We start from the raw sequence: 19,498 nt of genomic DNA, 5'->3' as shown, positions 1-19,498 counted from the left end.
CGAAGGATACGTTGTCGCCCGGCATCACCATCTCCGTGCCCTCGGCCAGCTGAACCGTGCCGGTCACATCCGTCGTCCGGAAGTAGAACTGCGGCCGGTAGTTGGCGAAGAACGGCGTGTGACGGCCACCCTCTTCCTTGGTCAGGATATAGGCCTCGGCCTCGAACTTCGTGTGCGGCTTCACCGAGCCGGGCTTGCACAGCACCTGCCCGCGCTCGACACCTTCACGATCGACACCGCGCAAGAGCGCGCCGATGTTGTCGCCCGCCTCACCGCGATCCAGCAGCTTGCGGAACATCTCGACGCCCGTGCAGGTCGTCTTCTTGGTGTCGCGGATGCCGACGATCTCGATCTCGTCGCCGACGTTGATCACGCCGCGCTCGACACGCCCCGTGACAACCGTACCGCGACCCGAGATCGAGAACACGTCCTCGACCGGCATCAGGAACGGCTGGTCCACGGCACGCTCGGGCGTCGGGATGTACTCGTCGACCGCCGCCATCAGCTTGCGGATCGACTCCTCGCCGATCTCCGGGTCACGCCCCTCCATCGCCGCCAGCGCCGAGCCGGGGATCACCGGAATGTCGTCGCCCGGATAATCATAGGACGACAGAAGCTCGCGGATCTCCATCTCGACCAGCTCCAGCAGCTCCTCGTCGTCAACCTGATCGACCTTGTTCATGTAGACCACCATCGTCGGGATGCCGACCTGGCGACCCAGCAGGATGTGCTCGCGCGTCTGCGGCATCGGGCCGTCGGCGGCGTTCACCACCAGGATCGCGCCGTCCATCTGCGCCGCACCGGTGATCATGTTCTTGACGTAGTCGGCGTGGCCGGGGCAGTCGACGTGCGCATAGTGACGCGCCTCGGTCTCGTATTCGACATGCGCCGTCGAGATCGTGATCCCCCGCGCCTTCTCCTCGGGCGCACCGTCGATCTGGTCGTAGGCCTTGAAGTCGCCGAAATACTTCGTGATCGCCGCCGTCAGCGTCGTCTTGCCATGGTCAACGTGACCGATCGTACCGATGTTCACATGCGGTTTGTTGCGTTCGAACTTTGCCTTCGCCATGATGGGCCCCTGACTTGAAAGGAGGCCGCGCACGACCCCCGGAATTGCATCGCGCGCCGTCTAGCTGCACGGGGCTCGGTTGGCAAGCCCGACAGGCCGTCCGCGGTGCTCAGGCAGGCAGATCGAACCACGTCGGATTGCGCAAAAGCCAGGACTGGATTTTCTTGACCATGTTGCGTGACAGCGTCGTCAGTTGTTCATCCGCCGTCTTCTGCAAACCGGAGCCCAGAAGGAACGTATCGGCCCCTTCGAAGGTCGTGAGCTGTTCGGGACCGGCGATCTTCTCCTGCGGGTCCGCGGTCCAGAGGTTGGCGGATACGACCATGATCGACTTGGGTGTCAGAACGATCGGAATGCCCGGAGGGGCAAGGGCATATCCGTCGATCGCCACGGCCACGACGAAGCCTTTGCCGCCTTTGTACTGCCCGAACCGACGCTCGATCTCGGAGGTCATGGTCGCTTTCAGCAGTTCGGGCGTTGCATCGCGCGACGGGGGGACCTTCTTGGCATTTTCCGACACCACCACGGAATAGGCCAATTCGAAATTGCCCATATCGGGCAAGTCTTCGTCCACTGGGTCGGGCACAGCGCAGCCGGACAGGCCCGCCGTCGCGGCGAGGCCGAGGCTCCCGAAGGTGCGGCGGTTCATCATGCGCGTCATCCTGTATCCCCCCTTTTATGGTCCTGCCGGTGGTAGACACGGTGAACCCGCATGGCAAGCATGCCAATCCGGCTACAATCACCGGCAGGAGGCCGTGAAAGGCGCGGCAACGGGCACGATTACCGCCCCGATCATCGGCAGATCGACTGCAACGCGGCCCAGTCCTTCGGCGTCAGGGCGGGCTGGCCGATCGGCGGGTCGCCGACGCCGAGAGAGGCCTCAATCCGGGAGGTCAATCGCGGATGGCTGGAAAAATACGCGCCCAGACCTTCGGCTTCGCCCCAAGTGGCGCGCGCCCGTTCAAAAAAGCTACCCATGGCGGAAGGCGGCAGACCCGTGGCCGTCAACTGCGCGACGGCGAAGTCATCGGCCCGCATCTCGGCTCCGCGCGAATAGCTGGCCACCAGGGCATTGCCGAAGGTCGCAGTCAGGACCCCGCCACCGGAAAGATCGCCCACCAGAACCGCCAGAACCGCCTGTGAGCTGGCGGACTGAAGGGTGTGCCGTACCGGATCGGAATAGACGACATGGCCCAGTTCATGCGCAAAAACGGCCGCGACCTCTTCGGGGGTCCGGGCCGTCTGAATCAAACTGTCGAAAAAGGTGATCCGGCCTCCCGCGACCGCATAGGCATTCAGGACCGGACTGGCGCTGTCGTCCAGAATCTGGACCTTGATATCGTACGGCAGATCCACGCCGTCGGACACCCGCGCGACAAGAATGGCCAGCGCCGCGCGACCGGCAGGGTCGTCACATTCGCGAAGCGGCATCCCCGCCTCACCGCCGAACATCCTGCGCGTCAGTTCGTAGTGCTCGCGGCCCATGGCCACTTCGGCCTCGGGGTTCATGAAGCGGGCCAGGGAGCCGGCAAGCGCGGGCAAGACCATGAAGATCAGGGCCGCGAGTGTCACGGCTCCGGCCATGAACACGATCAGCGCCCGCGGCCAGAGCGGCGGGGCAGCCAGACGCCCGCGAACCGATGAACCGATGATCGGCAGAAGCGTTTCCGCCGCTTCGACCGACAGGACCACGCGCGTCGGATCATCGAGTGAAAGACCCAACACCGTCTTACCGGGGGCCTGGTCTGGCAGGCGACGGATATGCTGCGCTGACCAATGCCGGACCTTTCCCTCGGGCGGTTCGATCACCAGAACCCGACCACGATAGGTGTCTTCGACTGTCAGACGCACCCGTTGCCGCAACGCGCGCAGACCGTCGAAATAATCGCCCCAGACGGGCTGTATCTCGGGAGGTGTGGCTTCGCGCGTCATACGCCGGACCCGAAGTCGAACAGGTTCGCGAAGCCATCGGCATCCGCCATATGCGATGCCTCGCCCTGGCACACGGCGTTGACCTCGACCGCATTGGAAACGGAGAGTGTGCGCGCGACATGCCGGAACAACGGAAAGGTGACCATCGCGATCCTCAGGGCCCCGCGAAGGACGAAGAACGTCAGGTAGAACAGGATACCGCCGACTGCCAGAAGATAGGGCGAGAGGTTTTCCAACACCTCCAGATCGATGTTCGCCTGCGCGCCGACCGCGAAAAAGCCGAAGGCGAAGGCCAGCACCGCGGCAACCGCCAGAAACAGCAAACCCATCAGAATCCAGCCCAGCAGGTGGATCCCGATCACTGCCCCGGTTCGGGGTGCAACGGTCAGATCCATCGCGCCGCCGAAGCGCAGCCCTGACGCCAGGATGCGGAATGAGGCAACTCGCCAATAGACCCAGCCGAACAACAGCAGCGGCACGAAGATCAGCAGGCCGACCAGCGCGCTTTCGTCGCGCATGAAACCATAGACGCCGGAGAGCAACGACCCGAACAGCCCGATCAGGACGAATCCGAAATGCGGATACAAATCGCCGGCCTTCGTGTCGAACCGGAAATGGTCGTCGCCGTAATACGTTCGCTCCACCCGATATTGCCAAAGCCGATGCGCCCGGAGCGGCAGCAAGATACCAGCCGTCAGGACCGTCGCAATCGTCCAGCAGGTCGCGCGCAAGAGATAGCCCCAGGCCCCCGGCGCCATCGAAAACGCGATGCCGCGCCACCGGGTATGGTTCAGCAGATATCGCTGCCCGCGATATTTGGCGAACCAGTAGACAGGCAGCAACAGCGCGAAGGCCGCCGCAGTGCCGGGACCCACCCCTCCGAACAGGTTGAGGGAGGTAAAAATCAGTACCATCACCACCAGACCCAGGTAGATCGCGACGATAACGGCGGCGATGACGAAGCCCATCAGCTTTTCCAGCGGCCGGCCCGCGTATTCGAACGGTATCCCGTCCACCTGCAACGACGACCAGAGCCAGCGGCGGATGCGGGTCCGCGCCCAGAAGCTGTAGATGCCCAGAGTAAGCACCGTCAGGGTCGTTGTCTTCAGGACAAGCGACAGAAGATCGCTGCGTGTCCCGGCCATATCGCCGGTCAAACGGGTTGTGGCGACCACCCGTCAGCCGAAACGGTTGTCGCGGGGGAACCCCCGCGGCGCCATGCGACCGGCCTGCGCACGCGCACCCAGCCATTCGGACAGGTCCGCCTCGTGCCGTGTGCGCCCGGCAGGATCTGCCCAGGACAGCCCATCCGCCAGTGTGATAACCCGGACATCGCTCAGGCCGCCGTCCTTGAACTTCTGAAGGCGAACCCCCTTGCCGCGTGGCATTTCGGGCAGGTCGGCCAGCGGGAAAACCAGCATCTTGCGGTTATCGCCAATGCAGGCGACGTGGTCGCCTTCGGCCATCACAGGGCGCAGCGCGGCCACCCCCGGCTTGACGTTCAATACCTGCTTGCCCGCGCGCCGCATGGCCACCATCTCCGTCTCGGGGACGACGAACCCGTCACCCGCGCTTGAAGCCAGAAGCAGTTTTCGATCCGGGTTGTGCAACAGGATATCGACAATCGTAGTCTCGTTCGGCAGGTCGATCATCAGGCGCAGCGGCTCCCCCATGCCCCGACCGCCGGGCAGCGAATTCGCCAGCAGGGTAAAGGCCCGCCCGTCGCTGCCCCAGATCAACAGCTTGTCAGTGGTTTCCGCGTGAAACATGAAGGCCGGGCCGTCGCCGTCCTTGAATTTCAATTCCTTGTCCAGCGCGACATGCCCCGACAACGCGCGCACCCAGCCCATCCTGGAGCAGACGACGGTCACCGGCTCCCGCTCGATCATGGCTTCCAGCGGCACTTCGGCCACTTCGACCGCCTCGGCGAAGTCCGAGCGGCGACGACCGAGTTCCGTTGATTTGCCGAACTGTTTGCGGACGTCGCGCAATTCGTCGGCAATGGTTTTCCATTGGATATCCTCCGAATCCAGCAGATCCTGAAGCCCCGCACGTTCCTCCATGAGGGCATCGCGCTCCTTCAGCAGCGCCATTTCTTCCAGACGCCGCAAGGCCCGCAGGCGCATGTTCAGGATCGCTTCGGACTGAATATCCGTCAGCGATGCCTGGGCCTGGGACGGCAAAGGCGAAACGTAATCCGCCTCGTCCTTGGCACGGACGTATCCCGCCCCCCATGGCTCGAACATCAGCGCCTCTTTCGGGGCGTCGTCATAGCGGATGATGTCGATCACCCGGTCAAGGTTCAGATAGGCGACGATGAAGCCTTCTAACACCTCAAGCCGATGGTCGATCTTGTCCATGCGGTGCCGAGAGCGGCGCAGCAGCACGTCGCGACGATGATCCAGAAACGCCTGCAGCACTTCGCGCAAACCGCAGACCCGCGGCGTCACCCCGTCAATCAGCACGTTCATATTCAGCGAGAAACGCGTTTCCAGCTCCGAATTGCGGTAGAGCGTGGACATCAGCACGTCCGGGTCGACGTTGCGCGACTTCGGTTCCAGCACAATGCGGATGTCCTCGGCACTTTCATCCCGGATGTCGCCGAGGATAGGGACCTTCTTGGTGGTCACCAGTTCGGCCAGCTTCTCGATCAGCTTGCCCTTCTGCACCTGATAGGGAATCTCGGTGACGATGATCTGCCACTGGCCCTTGCCCAGCTCTTCGATCTCGTGCCGCGCCCTCAGACGGAACGCGCCGCGCCCGGTGCGATAGGCTTCCAGAATGTTCTCGCGCGGTTCTACGATAATACCACCGGTCGGGAAATCCGGGCCGGGAATATGATCCAGCAGCGTCTCGTCACGGGCATTGGGCGACTTGATCAGATGCAGACAGGCCGCGATCAACTCGTCCAGATTGTGCGGAGGGATGTTCGTCGCCATGCCCACGGCGATACCCGCAGAGCCATTGGCCAACAGGTTCGGATAGGCGGCAGGCAGAACAACAGGTTCCTGAAGCGTCCCATCGTAATTGTCGCGAAAATCGACGGCATTCTCGTCCAGACCGGCCAGCAGCGCCTCGGCGGCGGCAGTCATTCGCGCCTCGGTATATCGCGCGGCCGCAGGGTTATCGCCGTCGATGTTGCCGAAGTTCCCCTGTCCGTCGACCAACGGATAGCGGACGTTGAAATCCTGCGCCAAACGCGCCATCGCATCATAAATCGCGGCATCGCCGTGCGGGTGGTAGTTGCCCATCACATCGCCGGAAATCTTGGCCGACTTGCGGAACCCACCGCTCGATACCAGCCGCAACTCTCGCATCGCATACAGAATGCGGCGATGCACCGGCTTCAGGCCATCGCGGACATCCGGCAGTGCACGGTGCATGATCGTCGATAGCGCATAGGTCAGATAGCGGTCGCCAATCGCCAGGCTCAGGGGTTCTGACACCACCTCACCATCCGGGCCGTTCGGGCTTTTCGTGTCATTCGGGTCACTCATACCGGATGATGTATCCAGCAGGACTCCGCCACACAAGCAATGGCGGCTACTGCGGCCAGGAAAATCCAACCTATGGCGAATGGGCGCCGTGTGTTAATTTAAGGGCAGCCGGAACCGCGTCCAAGGTTGCGACGTTGATACGACACGATAGCGAAGTGTCCGGGGGAACGAAAATGTTTAAACTTACCTTTAGCTTGGCGGTCGCGCTTTATGCCGGCTTCGTCATTTGGGGTGACCCCTCCGACGCTTTGACGACGGAGTTCAGCACTCGAAATGTGACCTCTGAAGCACAATCGAATGCGCAATTCGACCGCCCCGTCATCCTCAACGACGGGTCGGGTCCTGCGTCCAGTGCCGTCGTGACCCGCGCTGCAGTAACCGATACTGTCGTTCCCGACGCCGCCACGATTGCCGCATCGGCCCCTGCCCCAGAAACATTCGGAGCGGCCCCTCGGGTAATCGGCGATCCCATGGTGGTCAGTCTTGTTCGTCCCTACCAGCCTGATCCAGCAGACGCGCTTCAGACTGCCGCTGCGACTGTTACGGACGCACCCGAGGGCCTGCTCAAGGTCAGCGGCACACGTGTCAACATGCGCTCCGGCCCGTCGACGTCGAATGCTGTTATCGACAGTCTGGCCGGTGGCACACTGGCAGAGCCTTTGGGCGAGCCGGTAAACGGCTGGGTCGAGATCCGCGACGTTGCCACCGGTCTTACCGGATACATGTCGGCTCGCTTCCTGGAACCCGCGTAAATACGCCTTTCGGTTTCCGAAACGGACACGCAAGCGATTACGTGTCCGCTTGCATTTGCGGTCCCCACTGATATCGCGGGCGGATGACACGCTCCGTCCTTATCATCGGCTGTTCCTCCGGCATTGGTCGCGATGCAGCGCTGACCTTGCACGAACGCGGCTGGCAGGTCTTTGCGGCCTGTCGCAAACCCGACGACTGCGCCGCATTGGAAGCCAAAGGCCTGGTTTCTCCTCTGATCGACTATGAAGCACCCGACACCATCGCCGCGGGTCTGGATAAGGTCCTGACCGCGACCGGCGGACGACTGGACGGCCTGTTCAATAATGGTGCTTATGCCATTCCAGGCCTGGTCGAAGATCTGCCGACGGATGCCCTGCGCACCACCTTCGAGGCCAATTTCTTCGGTTGGCATGACCTGACAAGACGGGTGATTCCGGTCATGCGCGCGCAAGGCCAGGGTCGCATTGTCCAGAACTCCAGCGTACTTGGCTTTGCCGCCGCCCCTTGGCGCGGAGCCTATAACGCAACGAAATTCGCGCTCGAAGGTCTGACTGATACCCTGCGAATCGAGATGCGCGGCACCGGCATAGATGTTATTCTGATCGAGCCCGGCCCGATCACGTCGCGGTTCCGGGCCAACGCGCGGTTGCAGTTCGAACGTTGGATCGACTGGAAATCCTCGTCCCGCCGGGCGGATTACGAACGCCTGATGGACAATCTGTATCAGGATGGGACTGCCAGATTCGAATTGCCCGCGTCTGCCGTAACCGAAGTCCTGATCCGCGCACTGGAAGCCGATCGCCCCCGCGCGCGCTATCGCGTAACCACACCAACGACCTTGGCCATGATTATGAAACGCACGCTGCCGACGCGCATGTCGGACCGAATCGTCTCGAACTCCTGAATTTCCGGACTAGATTACGATGCGCGGGCCAAACGACGGCCATGTAACAAAAAGGAGCATCCATGCGTGACGATCCCCTATTCTACGTTGTTGTGGGTGCCTGCCTGCTTGTTCTGGTAATCTTGATGACCGGGATTGGCGGCTTTGCCAAAGGCGGCGAATTCAACCAGAAATACGCCAACAAGATCATGCAGTTGCGCATCCTCGCTCAGTTTGTCGCAGTGGTGTTACTGGTCGGATACGTCTGGCTGCGCTCGAAAGGCTGACGCAATGGTTGTCCTGTCCAAGATCTACACTCGCACCGGCGACACTGGAACCACGGCCCTCGGCAACGGCTCGCGCGTGTCCAAGACCGACGTCCGCGTCGAAGCTTACGGCACCGTCGACGAAGCGAATTGCACCATCGGCATGGCGCGCCTGCACGCCGCAGGTGCGATGGACGACCGTCTTGCCATGATCCAGAACGACATGTTCGATCTGGGCGCGGACCTGTGCCGCCCGGACATGGCTGGCGACGCCAGGGCTGAGTATCCGCCGCTGCGCATGACCCCGGCCCAGGTCGACCGTCTGGAAGCGGAAATCGACGCGATGAACGACGTCCTGGACCCTTTGCGAAGTTTCGTCCTGCCCGGCGGGTCCGCCCTGTCGGCACATTTGCACATGTGTCGCACCGTCTGCCGCAGGGCCGAAAGGCTTTGCGTCGAATTGGCGGGGCGGGACGACGTGAACGAAGCGGCCATCAAGTATCTGAACCGGTTATCCGACTGGTTTTTCGTCGCCTCGCGGATCGCAAACGACGATGGCAAGTCCGACGTTTTATGGGTTCCGGGCGCAAACCGGACCTGACGATGGGACGACGCGACCAGTTTTGCCGCCTCAGGTTTTCCTAAAAATCATCATAAATTCTCGGGAATGCCCGTTTCTTGCCTTGTTGTCTCGCCATTCGAAACAACGGCAAGACGGTCAGGAGACCCCGAAGATGGCAGATGCAACTCTCTCTCCCGTGGCAAGTTTCTGGACGGGAGCGCCGCTGTCTTTCGTGGAACGTCTCTGCCTCAAGTCCTTCGTGGATATCGGTCACGAGATCACGCTTTACAGCTATGAAGAGATCGAAGGCGTGCCCGAGGGCGTGCTGATCGCCGATGCCGCCGACATTCTGCCGCGCCCCGACACTTATACCGTGCACCCCCGGACCGGCAGTCCGGCACCCTTTGCCGACCGCTTTCGTTATCACCTGCTACGCAAGCGTCCCGGTATCATCTGGGCGGACACCGACGCCTATTGTCTGCGGCCCTTCACGCCCAAGGACGGTTATTATTTTTCGTGGGAAGACGATCATCAGGGGTCCGTCTCAAATGGTGTGCTTGCCCTGCCTGCGGACAGCCCGGCTCTGGCCGAACTGATCGCCTATACCAGTGACGAATACGCCGTCCTGCCCTGGCTGCCGCCGCGCATGCTCGACATCGCCTGCCGCCGTGCCCGCGACGGCGACCCGATGCATGTGACCGAAATGCCATGGGCGGTCTGGGGGCCGACCGGTATCACGCATGTCCTGCGGACGACCGGCGAAATCGAACACGCGTTGGAACGCGATGTCCTATATCCCGTGCGCTATGCAGACCGCCGTCGGTTCTTCCGCAAGGCCCGGATGACGTGGGAACATATCACGCCCAACACGCAATCGATCCATCTTTACGGACGTCGCATCCGCAGCCGCCTGGCCGCAGATTACGACGGCGTGCCGCCGCGCGGTTCGATCCTGTCCCGTCTCGCGCAGCGCCACGGCATCGCCGCCTGATCCGAACCCGCATCGCTCTGCCCTTCGACACCCGCATAACCTGTCCGACGGTGCGTCAGAAGGCATCATCCTGTCGCTTTCGCCCTGTCCGCCGCAGTATTGTTCCGTTAACACCCGGAAAACATCTGTAGGAGGAGCGACCGATGAAAGTCCTCGTGCCCGTCAAACGGGTCATCGATTACAACGTCAAAGTGCGCGTCAGGGCCGATGGCTCGGGCGTCGATCTTGCGAACGTCAAGATGTCCATGAACCCCTTTGACGAGATTGCCGTCGAAGAGGCGATCCGCCTGAAAGAGGCCGGAACCGCGACCGAAGTCGTTGCCGTCTCCATCGGCGTCAAACAAAGCCAGGAAACACTGCGGACCGCACTGGCTATGGGTGCCGACCGCGCCATTCTGATCGTTGCCGCCGATGATGTTCACACAGACATCGAGCCGCTGGCCGTCGCCAAGATCCTCAAGGCTGTGATCGACGAGGAGGCCCCCGGCCTCGTTCTCGCCGGCAAGCAGGCCATCGACAACGACATGAATGCCACCGGACAGATGCTGTCGGCCCTTCTGGGCTGGTCGCAGGCCACCTTCGCGTCCGATTTGTCGGTCGATGGCGACCACGCGACTGTCACCCGCGAAGTTGACGGCGGCCTTCAGACCATCAAGGTCAAGATGCCTGCAATCGTTACTGTTGATCTGCGCCTGAACGAGCCGCGCTATGCATCGCTGCCGAACATCATGAAGGCCAAGAAAAAGCCGCTTGATGAAAAGACCCCTGCTGATTACGGCGTCGACGCTGCCCCCCGGCTGGAAATCATTAAGACGACCGAACCCGAAGCCCGCAAGGCCGGTGAAATGGTCGCCTCGGTCGACGAGCTTGTCGCGAAACTCAAAGAAGCGGGGGCTGTCTGATGGCTGTTCTTCTGATTGGCGAAGTGACCAATGGTGAACTCAACGTCGATGCGACCTCCAAGGCACTGACGGCGGCGAAGCAGTTGGGCGACGTGACGATTCTGTGCGCCGGGGCATCCGCCGCCGCCGCCGGCGATGCGGCTGCGAAACTGGACGGCGTGAGCAGGGTTCTGGTCGCCGAAGACGCCTCGCTGGGACATCGGCTGGCCGAACCGACTGCCGCGCTGGTTGTGTCGCTTGCAGGCGATTACAGCCACATCCTGGCGCCCTCGACCACCGACGCCAAGAACGTGATGCCGCGCATTGCCGCCCTTCTGGATGTCATGATCCTGTCCGACGTGACCGCGGTGATCGACGCCAACACATTCGAGCGACCGATCTATGCTGGCAATGCCATCCAGACAATCAAGTCGTCGGATGCCACAAAGGTGATGACGGTCCGCACGTCAACGTTCGATCTGTCGGGCGATGGCGGCAGCGCGCCGGTCGAGACGATCGGTACCGTCGCCGACCCTGGCCTGTCCGAATGGATAGAAGACAAGGTCGCAGCATCGGATCGTCCCGAACTCACCTCTGCGGGGGTCGTCGTGTCGGGAGGCCGGGGCGTCGGGTCGGAAGAAGACTTCGCGATGATCGAAAAACTGGCCGACAAGCTGGGCGCCGCTGTCGGTGCGTCCCGTGCCGCGGTCGACTCGGGTTATGCGCCGAACGACTGGCAGGTCGGTCAGACTGGCAAGGTCGTCGCTCCAGATCTGTATATCGCAGTCGGCATTTCCGGGGCGATCCAGCACCTGGCGGGCATGAAAGACTCGAAGATCATCGTTGCCATCAACAAGGACGAGGAAGCGCCGATCTTTCAGGTCGCGGACTACGGTCTGGTCGCCGACCTGTTCACCGCTGTGCCTGAATTGATCGAAAAGCTCTGACAGCGCGCCATTTCGTCGATCTCGCGCGGCCCCGTAAAACCTGCGGGGCCGTGCTTTCGTATTTTGTCTGTTCGCATATCCTGTGCCCCCGTCTCTGGGCGATCAGGCCGCCATTCCATCGACCCGACGCACTGCCCTGACCAGATTTTCCGCAACTCGTTCATGGGCTGCAGGGGTCAGGAACTGATTGACGCGTGCAAGGTCAGCTTGAGGAACGACCATCTGTGCAGTCTGCGCATCGGTCATGGCATCGGTCACGTTGCAATGTACGATCTTGTCCAGCGATGCCTCCAGCTGCTGCATCATATCGACCGTCACGAACAACGGCTCGGCCCCCAGCCCGCGATCCGTTTCATCCTCGATCCACAGAAGAATGCGATTACCTTTGATGCGCGACAGCAGCACCGTCATGCGCGCAACCCAAGCTATCTCCAGTTCCAGTTGTAGAATTCGAAACCGGTTCTGTGACACCTCGCGCAGAGACGAAAGCATGTGACGCGTGAAGCTGAAATCGCTGAAATCGACGTCGCGATACAGGTTCGTCATTGTCGTCGAATGCTTCAGAAAGCGGTCGTTGCGACGCGGATGCACAGTATAATATCGGTTCGATAGATTCTGCGCCCCCATTGCCTGAATCACGACCGTTTCTGCGCCGCCGATGATCTGCATGATCGCCTCGTCCTTGACGAAGGTATCGATGCCACCGTTGATCACGCCCAGATTGACGACCCGACGTCCGGTTCGCTCCGCAAGCTGGTCGGTGAACGGATCTTCGACGTATCGGCCATAGACCTCGCAACTGCCGATCACGACCGTATAGGGCCCGTCCAGACTGACCCTGGGGCCCCGGAACATCGTTCGGGACTTGCCATATGTGCAGGGGTAATAGTCCAGCCCCGTGTCTTGCCCATCGAAGTTCATGCCGATTCCGTCGCTTTCATCGTCTGAAGGCAACTGTTGCATCCAAGGCTTACCGAAAGGTTGAACCCTGCATTCACTGATAATTTTCAGCATTCCGCCCTGCCTTGCCCTGCCCCGTTCCGCTGCTATGGTCCCGGCACGTCACATGGGGTCAGGAGAGCGGCATGGACATCACCAGCATCGGCATCGTTGGGGCAGGCCAGATGGGCAACGGGATCGCGCATGTCTGCGCTCTGGCGGGCTATGACGTGACCCTGACAGACGTGAATTCCGATGCGCTGGAAGAGGCCGTGAAGATAATCGGCACGAATCTCGATCGACAGGTCAGCCGTGAAAAGATCGCTCAGAATGACCGAGATGCAGCCATGCAGCGCATTCGCACGACCTCGGCGCTGATTGATCTTGGACCGTCCGATCTGATCATCGAAGCTGCAACCGAACGGGAAGACGTGAAACATGCAATCTTTGCAGAGTTGCTGCCCGCACTGAAACCCGAAACGATTCTGACTTCGAACACGTCTTCGATCTCGATCACCCGACTGGCCAGCCGAACAGACCGGCCCGAGAAGTTCATGGGCTTCCATTTCATGAACCCCGTCCCGGTCATGCAACTGGTCGAGCTGATCCGCGGCATCGCCACGGACGAGCCGACGTACGACGCCTGCCGGTCCGTCGTGGACCGGCTGGAAAAGACCGCCGCCACGGCCGAGGATTTTCCCGCTTTCATCGTCAATCGCATCCTGATGCCGATGATTAACGAAGCGGTCTATACCCTGTATGAAGGCGTCGGCACGGTGACCTCAATCGACACCTCGCTCAAGCTGGGGGCAAATCATCCGATGGGGCCGCTGGAGCTGGCCGATTTCATCGGTCTGGATACCTGCCTTGCGATCATGAACGTGCTGCATGACGGGCTGGCCGATACCAAGTACCGGCCCTGCCCCCTTCTGACCAAATACGTCGAGGCCGGATGGCTGGGTCGCAAGACACAACGTGGTTTCTATGATTACCGCGGCGAAGGCGACCCTGTTCCCACCCGCTGAGCTGCGCTATCCCTTGATCGTCCGGTCGCGCAGCCAGTCCATGAAGTCGCTGGCATTCCCTGCCATCGGGCCCCAGTCATCGGGATGGAGCGGCGTACGGATGACCGGTACCTGGGGCTTGCCAAGGGCATGCACCACCTCGTGCAGCAGCAGACCCTGCCGCAACGTTGCGGAAATTCGGTTGGCAATCTGATAGGCCCGCGAATTCCGTCCCCTGAAATACACCGGAACGATCGTTGCACCGCTGCGCCGGATCATCTTGCCTGTGAAAGGGTTCCACGGCTTCTCGATAGCCGGGCCAAAAGCCGTTTCCGACGCGGCGACGGCTCCCGCCGGAAATACCACGATACAGCCTCCATCCGAGAGGTGCGCCATGGCAAGGCGGCGCATTTCCAGATTGCGTTCACGCGCGTCGGCTTCATGCGGGAACGGAACCGGGATCATGAAATCGGAGACTTCAGGCACGTCGGTCAGCAAGCTGCGCGTCAGAATGCGATAATCGGTCCGCACCCGCCCGATCAGGTCTGCAAGCACGATCCCGTCGACCAGACCATGCGGGTGGTTCGCGACTACCACCAAAGGCCCGGTTGCGGGAATGCGGGAGATCTGTTCGGCGGGGGTGTCGATGCGAATATTCATCACCCGCAGCGCATGGGCGAAGAAAGCCTGCCCTGTCTCAACGCCTTCACGCTCAAACCGACGGATCAGACGTAACAGGTGCAGCTTGCCGGTCATCCATTCCAGCGTGCGAATGACATTCACCTTGAACGGATCGGTGAAGGTTCCGGCATAGCTCAGGTTGCCACCGTCATATGGGACGTAATCCTCTTCCGGGACCTGATCTTGCTCAGGGTTCCCGATGCGTCCCAGTAACGGAACGTCGCTCACATTCCCTCCCCGAAGAAATCGGCGACCAGCGCCGCCAATGCCTCCATCAGGGCGTCGGCCTGCGGCCCTGTCGTCTCTACCTCGATCGAAGTGCCGCGCGCGGCGGCCAGCATCAGCAGGCCCATGATCGAGTCGCCGCCCGCCGACATTCCGTCGCGACTGACCGATGCGCGGGCGTCGAACCCCTCGACCGTCTCCACGAACCTGGCCGAGGCCCGCGCATGCAAGCCCTTTTCGTTCACGATTTCAAACGTTCGAATCGGCATCCAATCCCCTGGCCATGTCCTTCCGGATCAGACCGCCGGACCCTCTGCAACGTCCATGTAACGCGTTCCCGCCGCTTTCGCCAAGGCCAGTGCTTCGGACAGTGGCTTGTCGCGGCTGCGCGCCAGCTTGATCAACGCCGGCAGGTTCGCCCCATAGAAGATTTTGCGGTCGCGGGGCGCACAGGCGCCCATCGACAGGTTCGACGGCGATCCACCGAAAATATCCGTGACGACGACAACGCCGTCCCCCTGATCGACAGCATCGGCAGCCGCGCGAATCTCGTTTTCCTTGCCGCTACGGTCGCAGGACGCGGCGACGGAAATCGCGCGCACCCCTTGCTGCGGGCCCATGACATGTTCCACGGCACGCCGATATTCCTCGGCCAGGCCCCCATGGGCGACGATGACGATGCCGATCATGCGGCGCTTTCCCCGTGGTTCGTATCCCCCGAACCATTGGGGATCGCCGCAGTGCGGCGATCCAATTCCCGATGCCGTTTAGACACCTGCCATCCGTGCTCGGCAAGGGTCTCTGACAGCATTTCCGTTACGGCAACGGATCGGTGCCGCCCGCCTGTGCATCCCAACCCGATCGCCAGATGCGCCCGCCCCTCATCCCGGTAGGCCGGCAAAAGCGACGTGATCAGCCCGGACAGGCGCTCATAGAAATCCGCGAAACGCGGATCGCTCGTCACATACTTGCGGACCGGAGCATCGCGACCCGTGCCGCCGCGCAGTTCCGGCACCCAGTGCGGGTTCGCCAGAAACCGTACGTCGAACACCATGTCCAGACCCCGTGGCACGCCCCGCTTGTAGCTGAAAGACTGCACCGAGACCGCTAATCGGCGCTGGTCCCGGCCAAACCATCGCAACACTTCATCCTTGAGATCATGCACGGTCATTCCGGTCGTATCGATCACGATATCTGCATGATCGGCGACCGCGTCGATGATCGACAACTCGCGTGTGACGCCGACTTCCGCATCCTCTTCCGGGGCAAGGGGGTGACGACGGCGCGTCTCGGAAAACCGGGCAATCAAAGTCGCTGCGTCGCAATCCAGATACAGCAGACGCGCCGCATAGGTCGGGTCGGCCCGCAATCGCGCCGCCAGCGACAGAAGCGCGTCGACACTGAAATCGCGGTTTCGGATATCTATGCCAAGGGCCAGCGGCCGATCGGTGCCACCGTCGAGCAACCGGGCCGTTAACGACAGCGGCAGATTGTCGATGACTTCGAACCCCGCATCCTCCAGCACATGGACCGCCGTTGTCCGACCGGCACCCGACGGGCCGGTGACAAGGATCAGGTCGATGGGCTCAGATGCCGATATCATTCCATTCTCGCATACGCAGGCCTGAGATAGACAATTGTGATGGCAATACTAGGGCACGGCAGGCCCACGCCCCGCACTCTATCGTGTCTTCAGCCAAAGTATCAGTTTCGCGGCCAGGTCAGCAGTGGCCGGATGCCGCAGAAGCGGCATCTGCACACCGCACAGAAGGACCATTTCCGGTTCCGGCAGGCGGGACTGAATGGGTTCCAGCAGCAGCACCCCAGCCAGAGACGTCGGCCCCGCTACTGTCATCGGCACGATCCCCAGGCCCCGAAGCTCCATCGCTGCCACCCCCCTGGCGGGCATTTCAGCAATGACGCCCCCGGCCAATGAACCGTCGCCATCCCTGTCCCTCATCCCCGGGGACAGAACAGTCAGGTCATCTGTTACCAGGTCGGCACCCAGCGCGATCATCTGCGCCGCGACCCCGGATTTTCCGCTGCCCGACGGGCCGGTTATCAACAAGGCGCGATCCGCAACAGCGACCGTCGTTGCATGAACCGATAATCTGCCGTCCGGCAAGGGAGTCGATGAAAAGGGCATGTCGCGGGCTCATGCAGCAATGACATATCTGACCGGGAAAGCCCGGCGCTTTGGGCCGTGATCGTCAGGTCCGTGACGGCGAAGGGGGTCAGATGGGCCAACACCCTACTCCATCGATCAGATCGGCAGGCCGACAACGAAACGCGCGCCAAGCGGGTCTGACGTCAAATCCATGTCGGTCGGTCGGATGTTCTCGGCCCAGATGACGCCGCCATGTGCCTCGACGATCTGCTTCGAAATCGCCAGACCAAGACCAGAGTGATTGCCGAACTGCTTCTCGGGTCGTTCCGAATAGAAGCGATTGAACACCTTCGTCAGTGCAGCCTCCGGAATTCCCGGCCCCGTATCCTCGACCACGACAAGTACACGATTTTCCCGGCGGCGCAGCCAGACGCGAACGGCATCGCCTTCCTCGCAGAAAGACAGCGCATTGGTAATCAGGTTGACGAAAACCTGCGCCAGGCGCGCCTCCAGCCCCATGATAACGATGGGCTCCTTCGGCAGGTCGGTGATGAAATCTATGTTGTCGAGTTCCGCTTCCTGCGCATTGTATACGGCGAGGTTCGAGATCATCTTGACCAGATCGAACGGCTCCTCCTCCTCCTTGACCAGTTCGGAGTCGAGGCGGGACGCATTCGAGATGTCGGAAACAAGGCGATCCAGTCGCCGCACGTCATGCTCGATCACATCAAGCAGGCGGCCGCGTTGATCGTCATTCTTGGCCAGGCGCATCGTACCCACGGCGGACCGCAGGCTGGCCAGCGGGTTTTTGATTTCATGCGCGACATCGGCTGCGAATTGCTCGTTGCTATCGATGCGATCATAAAGCGCCGCCACCATACCGCGCAGCGCGCCGGACAAACGGCCGATCTCGTCGGGGCGTGCTGTAAGGTCCGGGATACGAACACGCTGCGGCGACATCTTGCGCGCGTGTTTGTCGCGGCCCAGTTCCGCTGCGGCTGACAGGTCAGACAATGGGTTCGCGATGGTCGACGCCAGCACGAGGCTCAGCCCTATGGACACCAGAAGGGCGATCACGAACATCTGCAGAAGCTGTTCCCGCTCGACCCGGACCAGCGCATCGATTTCACCCGCCCGGGTTGTGATGGCGATCATTCCCATTTCCCTGCCCGCCGCCAGAATCGGCGTGGCAACGGTGAACAGCTTGCCATCCTCGCCATCATAGCCGCGGATCGCGGTGCCACCGTCCGATTGGGCGATCAGGCCCTGCGCCACGTCGAGCGGACGCGGGGCTTCCTCCGGGGCGCGGCTGAAAATCGAAGACACGATCTCCCAGACCCCATTCAGGGCCGAGGTGATGATCGTCGTTTTCCGGGTGCCGACGCTCAATCCATCGACTTCTTCCACGACATTGTCGCCGGTGGCCTGCGCGACCAATGCACCGCTTGTGTCGAAAACATGTACATCGACCCCGCGCGGCAGGTCGATCCGCTCCAGAAGATCGGTAACGTCGATACCGTCGCCCGCCCCCAGCGACACGGGCGCACCCTGCGGCAATGACGCTTGAAAGATATCCGCGATCAGCCTCGCTTCGGTCACCAGACCCTGTTCGCGCTGCACCAGAAGGCTGTCGCGAGACGGATTCAGGAACAGAACGCCTGCCACCAGCATAAGAATGGCGAGCAGGTTGAACAGGATAATCTTTCGCGCCAAGGGGGAACGGTCGAGGCTGAACAAGCCGCGACGTTCGCGGGCCGCGCTCAATTCACGTTCGACAGTCCCCTCCGGACGATCCCAATCTTCGCCAAGCAAGACTTCCCCGCCCTTGGCAGGAGTGTCGCGGCCGAAGCGTCGACGCTTTCGCACCTCGGGAGCCATGTCCATGTCGGTCACGGAAGCCATTCTAACCCGATCTATTCTTCGTTGTAGCGATAGCCAATACCGTAAAGCGTCTCGATCGCCGAGAACTCGGCGTCGGCGGACCGCATCTTCTTGCGCAACCGCTTGATGTGGCTGTCGATCGTCCGGTCGTCGACATAAACCTGATCGTCATAGGCAACGTCCATCAACTGATCGCGCGACTTGACGAAACCGGGCCGCTGGGCCAGCGCCTGCAGCAGAAGGAATTCCGTGACGGTCAGGGTGACGTCGCGACCTTTCCACTTCACCGCATGTCGCAGCGGGTCCATCGAAAGCTCCCCGCGCTGCATGATCTGGGTGTCTTCGGGGGTTTCCGTGTCGTCCGAGGCGATCGCCTCCTGACGGCGCAGGATCGCGCGGATACGTTCGACCAGCAGACGCTGACTGAACGGCTTGCGCACGTAATCGTCGGCCCCCATTCGCAGGCCCAGAACCTCGTCGATCTCATCGTCTTTGGACGTCAGAAAGATCACCGGAACCGAAGATTTCTGCCGCACACGTTGCAACAGGTCCATCCCGTCCATACGCGGCATCTTGATGTCGAAGACACCCAGATCCGGCATTTGCTTGGTGAAGGCGTCCAGCGCCGACTGTCCATCATTATAGGTCTCGACTTCAAAGCCTTCGGCTTCGAGAGTCATTGAAACCGACGTCAGGATGTTCCTGTCGTCGTCGACGAGCGCGATCCGCGACATGCCAATGTCCTTTGATTGCCTGTTATACTGCTGTTTTTTTTCATCGTCCCCGAAAAGACCCCTCAAGATCAACACAAATCGCCATCCGGATGATTCGCTCGGCTGACTGTGGCCCGTCTGCAATTAAGGCGCGGTTAAGAGGATGT

The 19,498-nt window shown here is 61.5% G+C and carries 21 protein-coding genes; 8 read left to right on the top strand and 13 right to left on the bottom strand.

Annotation, left to right across the window (positions count from 1 at the left end; genetic code table 11):
* From tuf to BMY38_RS07010, 5 genes are all read right to left on the bottom strand, one after another.
* Window positions 1–1,069, bottom strand: a 1,069-nt coding sequence (gene tuf / locus BMY38_RS07030) for an elongation factor Tu (protein WP_092761008.1), incomplete at its 3' end; no start/stop codon positions are given.
* 109 nt (window positions 1,070–1,178) lie between these two features.
* Window positions 1,179–1,721 carry a hypothetical protein gene (locus BMY38_RS07025; protein ID WP_092761006.1) on the bottom strand — a complete coding sequence of 181 codons (543 nt, stop codon included), beginning with the start codon at window positions 1,719–1,721 and terminating at the stop codon, window positions 1,179–1,181.
* A gap of 140 nt (window positions 1,722–1,861) precedes the next feature.
* The gene (locus BMY38_RS07020) at window positions 1,862–3,001 is read right to left on the bottom strand and encodes a M48 family metallopeptidase (RefSeq protein ID WP_092761004.1); all 1,140 of its coding nucleotides are present in this window, start codon (window positions 2,999–3,001) and stop codon (window positions 1,862–1,864) included.
* Complete coding sequence (locus BMY38_RS07015; RefSeq protein ID WP_139204671.1) at window positions 2,998–4,176, bottom strand: DUF898 family protein; 1,179 nt, start codon at window positions 4,174–4,176, stop codon at window positions 2,998–3,000. Before BMY38_RS07015 ends, BMY38_RS07020 begins: the two co-directional genes overlap by 4 nt.
* Before the next feature lie 3 nt (window positions 4,177–4,179).
* Window positions 4,180–6,498, bottom strand: a complete 2,319-nt coding sequence (locus BMY38_RS07010) for a DNA topoisomerase IV subunit A (RefSeq protein WP_092761000.1) — start codon at window positions 6,496–6,498, stop codon at window positions 4,180–4,182.
* Between the two features lie 173 nt (window positions 6,499–6,671).
* On the opposite strand from BMY38_RS07010, the gene BMY38_RS07005 reads away from it, so the two are divergent.
* The 7 genes from BMY38_RS07005 to BMY38_RS06975 all read left to right on the top strand — a co-directional run bounded on the left by BMY38_RS07005 (window position 6,672) and on the right by BMY38_RS06975 (window position 11,781).
* A complete protein-coding gene (locus BMY38_RS07005) occupies window positions 6,672–7,250 on the top strand; it encodes an SH3 domain-containing protein (RefSeq protein WP_175495792.1) in 579 nt (192 codons plus the stop codon).
* Between the two features lie 83 nt (window positions 7,251–7,333).
* Window positions 7,334–8,155, top strand: a complete 822-nt coding sequence (locus BMY38_RS07000; protein ID WP_092760996.1) for an SDR family NAD(P)-dependent oxidoreductase — start codon at window positions 7,334–7,336, stop codon at window positions 8,153–8,155.
* 62 nt (window positions 8,156–8,217) lie between these two features.
* Window positions 8,218–8,421: a twin transmembrane helix small protein gene (locus BMY38_RS06995; RefSeq protein ID WP_092760994.1), complete on the top strand. Its 204-nt coding sequence runs from the start codon at window positions 8,218–8,220 to the stop codon at window positions 8,419–8,421.
* Between the two features lie 4 nt (window positions 8,422–8,425).
* Window positions 8,426–9,001 carry a cob(I)yrinic acid a,c-diamide adenosyltransferase gene (locus BMY38_RS06990; protein ID WP_092760992.1) on the top strand — a complete coding sequence of 192 codons (576 nt, stop codon included), beginning with the start codon at window positions 8,426–8,428 and terminating at the stop codon, window positions 8,999–9,001.
* Window positions 9,002–9,134: 133 nt separating this feature from the next.
* Window positions 9,135–9,953, top strand: a complete 819-nt coding sequence (locus BMY38_RS06985) for a hypothetical protein (RefSeq protein WP_092760990.1) — start codon at window positions 9,135–9,137, stop codon at window positions 9,951–9,953.
* A 143-nt stretch (window positions 9,954–10,096) separates the two neighbouring features.
* A complete protein-coding gene (locus BMY38_RS06980; protein WP_092760988.1) occupies window positions 10,097–10,855 on the top strand; it encodes an electron transfer flavoprotein subunit beta/FixA family protein in 759 nt (252 codons plus the stop codon).
* Window positions 10,855–11,781, top strand: coding sequence for an electron transfer flavoprotein subunit alpha/FixB family protein (locus tag BMY38_RS06975; protein WP_092760986.1), 927 nt, complete (start codon window positions 10,855–10,857; stop codon window positions 11,779–11,781). Before BMY38_RS06980 ends, BMY38_RS06975 begins: the two co-directional genes overlap by 1 nt.
* Window positions 11,782–11,883: 102 nt before the next feature.
* On the opposite strand, the gene BMY38_RS06970 is transcribed toward BMY38_RS06975, so the two are convergent.
* Window positions 11,884–12,702, bottom strand: coding sequence for a DUF6473 family protein (locus tag BMY38_RS06970; RefSeq protein WP_139204670.1), 819 nt, complete (start codon window positions 12,700–12,702; stop codon window positions 11,884–11,886).
* A gap of 164 nt (window positions 12,703–12,866) precedes the next feature.
* On the opposite strand from BMY38_RS06970, the gene BMY38_RS06965 reads away from it, so the two are divergent.
* Window positions 12,867–13,745 carry a 3-hydroxybutyryl-CoA dehydrogenase gene (locus tag BMY38_RS06965; RefSeq protein WP_092760982.1) on the top strand — a complete coding sequence of 293 codons (879 nt, stop codon included), beginning with the start codon at window positions 12,867–12,869 and terminating at the stop codon, window positions 13,743–13,745.
* Window positions 13,746–13,751: 6 nt separating this feature from the next.
* Here BMY38_RS06965 and BMY38_RS06960 read toward each other — a convergent pair whose 3' ends face one another.
* The 7 genes from BMY38_RS06960 to BMY38_RS06930 all read right to left on the bottom strand — a co-directional run bounded on the left by BMY38_RS06960 (window position 13,752) and on the right by BMY38_RS06930 (window position 19,352).
* Window positions 13,752–14,615 carry a lysophospholipid acyltransferase family protein gene (locus BMY38_RS06960; protein WP_092761307.1) on the bottom strand — a complete coding sequence of 288 codons (864 nt, stop codon included), beginning with the start codon at window positions 14,613–14,615 and terminating at the stop codon, window positions 13,752–13,754.
* Window positions 14,616–14,629: 14 nt separating this feature from the next.
* The gene (locus BMY38_RS06955) at window positions 14,630–14,899 is read right to left on the bottom strand and encodes an HPr family phosphocarrier protein (RefSeq protein ID WP_092760981.1); all 270 of its coding nucleotides are present in this window, start codon (window positions 14,897–14,899) and stop codon (window positions 14,630–14,632) included.
* Between the two features lie 27 nt (window positions 14,900–14,926).
* A complete protein-coding gene (locus BMY38_RS06950; RefSeq protein ID WP_092760979.1) occupies window positions 14,927–15,319 on the bottom strand; it encodes a PTS sugar transporter subunit IIA in 393 nt (130 codons plus the stop codon).
* A complete protein-coding gene (gene rapZ / locus BMY38_RS06945; protein ID WP_092760977.1) occupies window positions 15,316–16,233 on the bottom strand; it encodes an RNase adapter RapZ in 918 nt (305 codons plus the stop codon). Before rapZ ends, BMY38_RS06950 begins: the two co-directional genes overlap by 4 nt.
* A 78-nt stretch (window positions 16,234–16,311) precedes the next feature.
* Complete coding sequence (locus tag BMY38_RS06940) at window positions 16,312–16,776, bottom strand: HPr kinase/phosphorylase (protein WP_092760975.1); 465 nt, start codon at window positions 16,774–16,776, stop codon at window positions 16,312–16,314.
* A gap of 117 nt (window positions 16,777–16,893) precedes the next feature.
* Window positions 16,894–18,615 carry a sensor histidine kinase gene (locus BMY38_RS06935; protein ID WP_092761305.1) on the bottom strand — a complete coding sequence of 574 codons (1,722 nt, stop codon included), beginning with the start codon at window positions 18,613–18,615 and terminating at the stop codon, window positions 16,894–16,896.
* 35 nt (window positions 18,616–18,650) lie between these two features.
* Window positions 18,651–19,352, bottom strand: coding sequence for a response regulator transcription factor (locus BMY38_RS06930; protein ID WP_092760973.1), 702 nt, complete (start codon window positions 19,350–19,352; stop codon window positions 18,651–18,653).
* Window positions 19,353–19,498: the final 146 nt, after the last annotated feature.

The sequence above is a fragment of the Jannaschia helgolandensis genome (genome assembly GCF_900109285.1).
Taxonomy (GTDB): domain Bacteria; phylum Pseudomonadota; class Alphaproteobacteria; order Rhodobacterales; family Rhodobacteraceae; genus Jannaschia; species Jannaschia helgolandensis.
The sequence above is the reverse complement of the archived record's forward strand: the minus strand, read 5'-3'. Positions and strand labels throughout refer to the sequence as shown.

What these genes read in the sequence shown, in the direction of transcription:
- BMY38_RS06955 (WP_092760981.1), bottom strand. Translation starts at nt 14,899, where the DNA reads ATGCCGATTCGAACGTTTGAAATCGTGAACGAAAAGGGCTTGCATGCG.
- BMY38_RS06965 (WP_092760982.1), top strand. Translation starts at nt 12,867, where the DNA reads ATGGACATCACCAGCATCGGCATCGTTGGGGCAGGCCAGATGGGCAAC.
- BMY38_RS06970 (WP_139204670.1), bottom strand. Translation starts at nt 12,702, where the DNA reads ATGAACTTCGATGGGCAAGACACGGGGCTGGACTATTACCCCTGCACA.
- BMY38_RS07005 (WP_175495792.1), top strand. Translation starts at nt 6,672, where the DNA reads ATGTTTAAACTTACCTTTAGCTTGGCGGTCGCGCTTTATGCCGGCTTC.
- BMY38_RS07010 (WP_092761000.1), bottom strand. Translation starts at nt 6,498, where the DNA reads ATGAGTGACCCGAATGACACGAAAAGCCCGAACGGCCCGGATGGTGAG.
- BMY38_RS06995 (WP_092760994.1), top strand. Translation starts at nt 8,218, where the DNA reads ATGCGTGACGATCCCCTATTCTACGTTGTTGTGGGTGCCTGCCTGCTT.
- rapZ (WP_092760977.1), bottom strand. Translation starts at nt 16,233, where the DNA reads ATGATATCGGCATCTGAGCCCATCGACCTGATCCTTGTCACCGGCCCG.
- BMY38_RS07000 (WP_092760996.1), top strand. Translation starts at nt 7,334, where the DNA reads ATGACACGCTCCGTCCTTATCATCGGCTGTTCCTCCGGCATTGGTCGC.
- BMY38_RS06940 (WP_092760975.1), bottom strand. Translation starts at nt 16,776, where the DNA reads ATGCCCTTTTCATCGACTCCCTTGCCGGACGGCAGATTATCGGTTCAT.
- BMY38_RS06980 (WP_092760988.1), top strand. Translation starts at nt 10,097, where the DNA reads ATGAAAGTCCTCGTGCCCGTCAAACGGGTCATCGATTACAACGTCAAA.
- BMY38_RS06930 (WP_092760973.1), bottom strand. Translation starts at nt 19,352, where the DNA reads ATGTCGCGGATCGCGCTCGTCGACGACGACAGGAACATCCTGACGTCG.
- BMY38_RS07025 (WP_092761006.1), bottom strand. Translation starts at nt 1,721, where the DNA reads ATGATGAACCGCCGCACCTTCGGGAGCCTCGGCCTCGCCGCGACGGCG.
- BMY38_RS06950 (WP_092760979.1), bottom strand. Translation starts at nt 15,319, where the DNA reads ATGATCGGCATCGTCATCGTCGCCCATGGGGGCCTGGCCGAGGAATAT.
- BMY38_RS06975 (WP_092760986.1), top strand. Translation starts at nt 10,855, where the DNA reads ATGGCTGTTCTTCTGATTGGCGAAGTGACCAATGGTGAACTCAACGTC.
- BMY38_RS06985 (WP_092760990.1), top strand. Translation starts at nt 9,135, where the DNA reads ATGGCAGATGCAACTCTCTCTCCCGTGGCAAGTTTCTGGACGGGAGCG.
- BMY38_RS07020 (WP_092761004.1), bottom strand. Translation starts at nt 3,001, where the DNA reads ATGACGCGCGAAGCCACACCTCCCGAGATACAGCCCGTCTGGGGCGAT.
- BMY38_RS06990 (WP_092760992.1), top strand. Translation starts at nt 8,426, where the DNA reads ATGGTTGTCCTGTCCAAGATCTACACTCGCACCGGCGACACTGGAACC.
- BMY38_RS06935 (WP_092761305.1), bottom strand. Translation starts at nt 18,615, where the DNA reads ATGGCTCCCGAGGTGCGAAAGCGTCGACGCTTCGGCCGCGACACTCCT.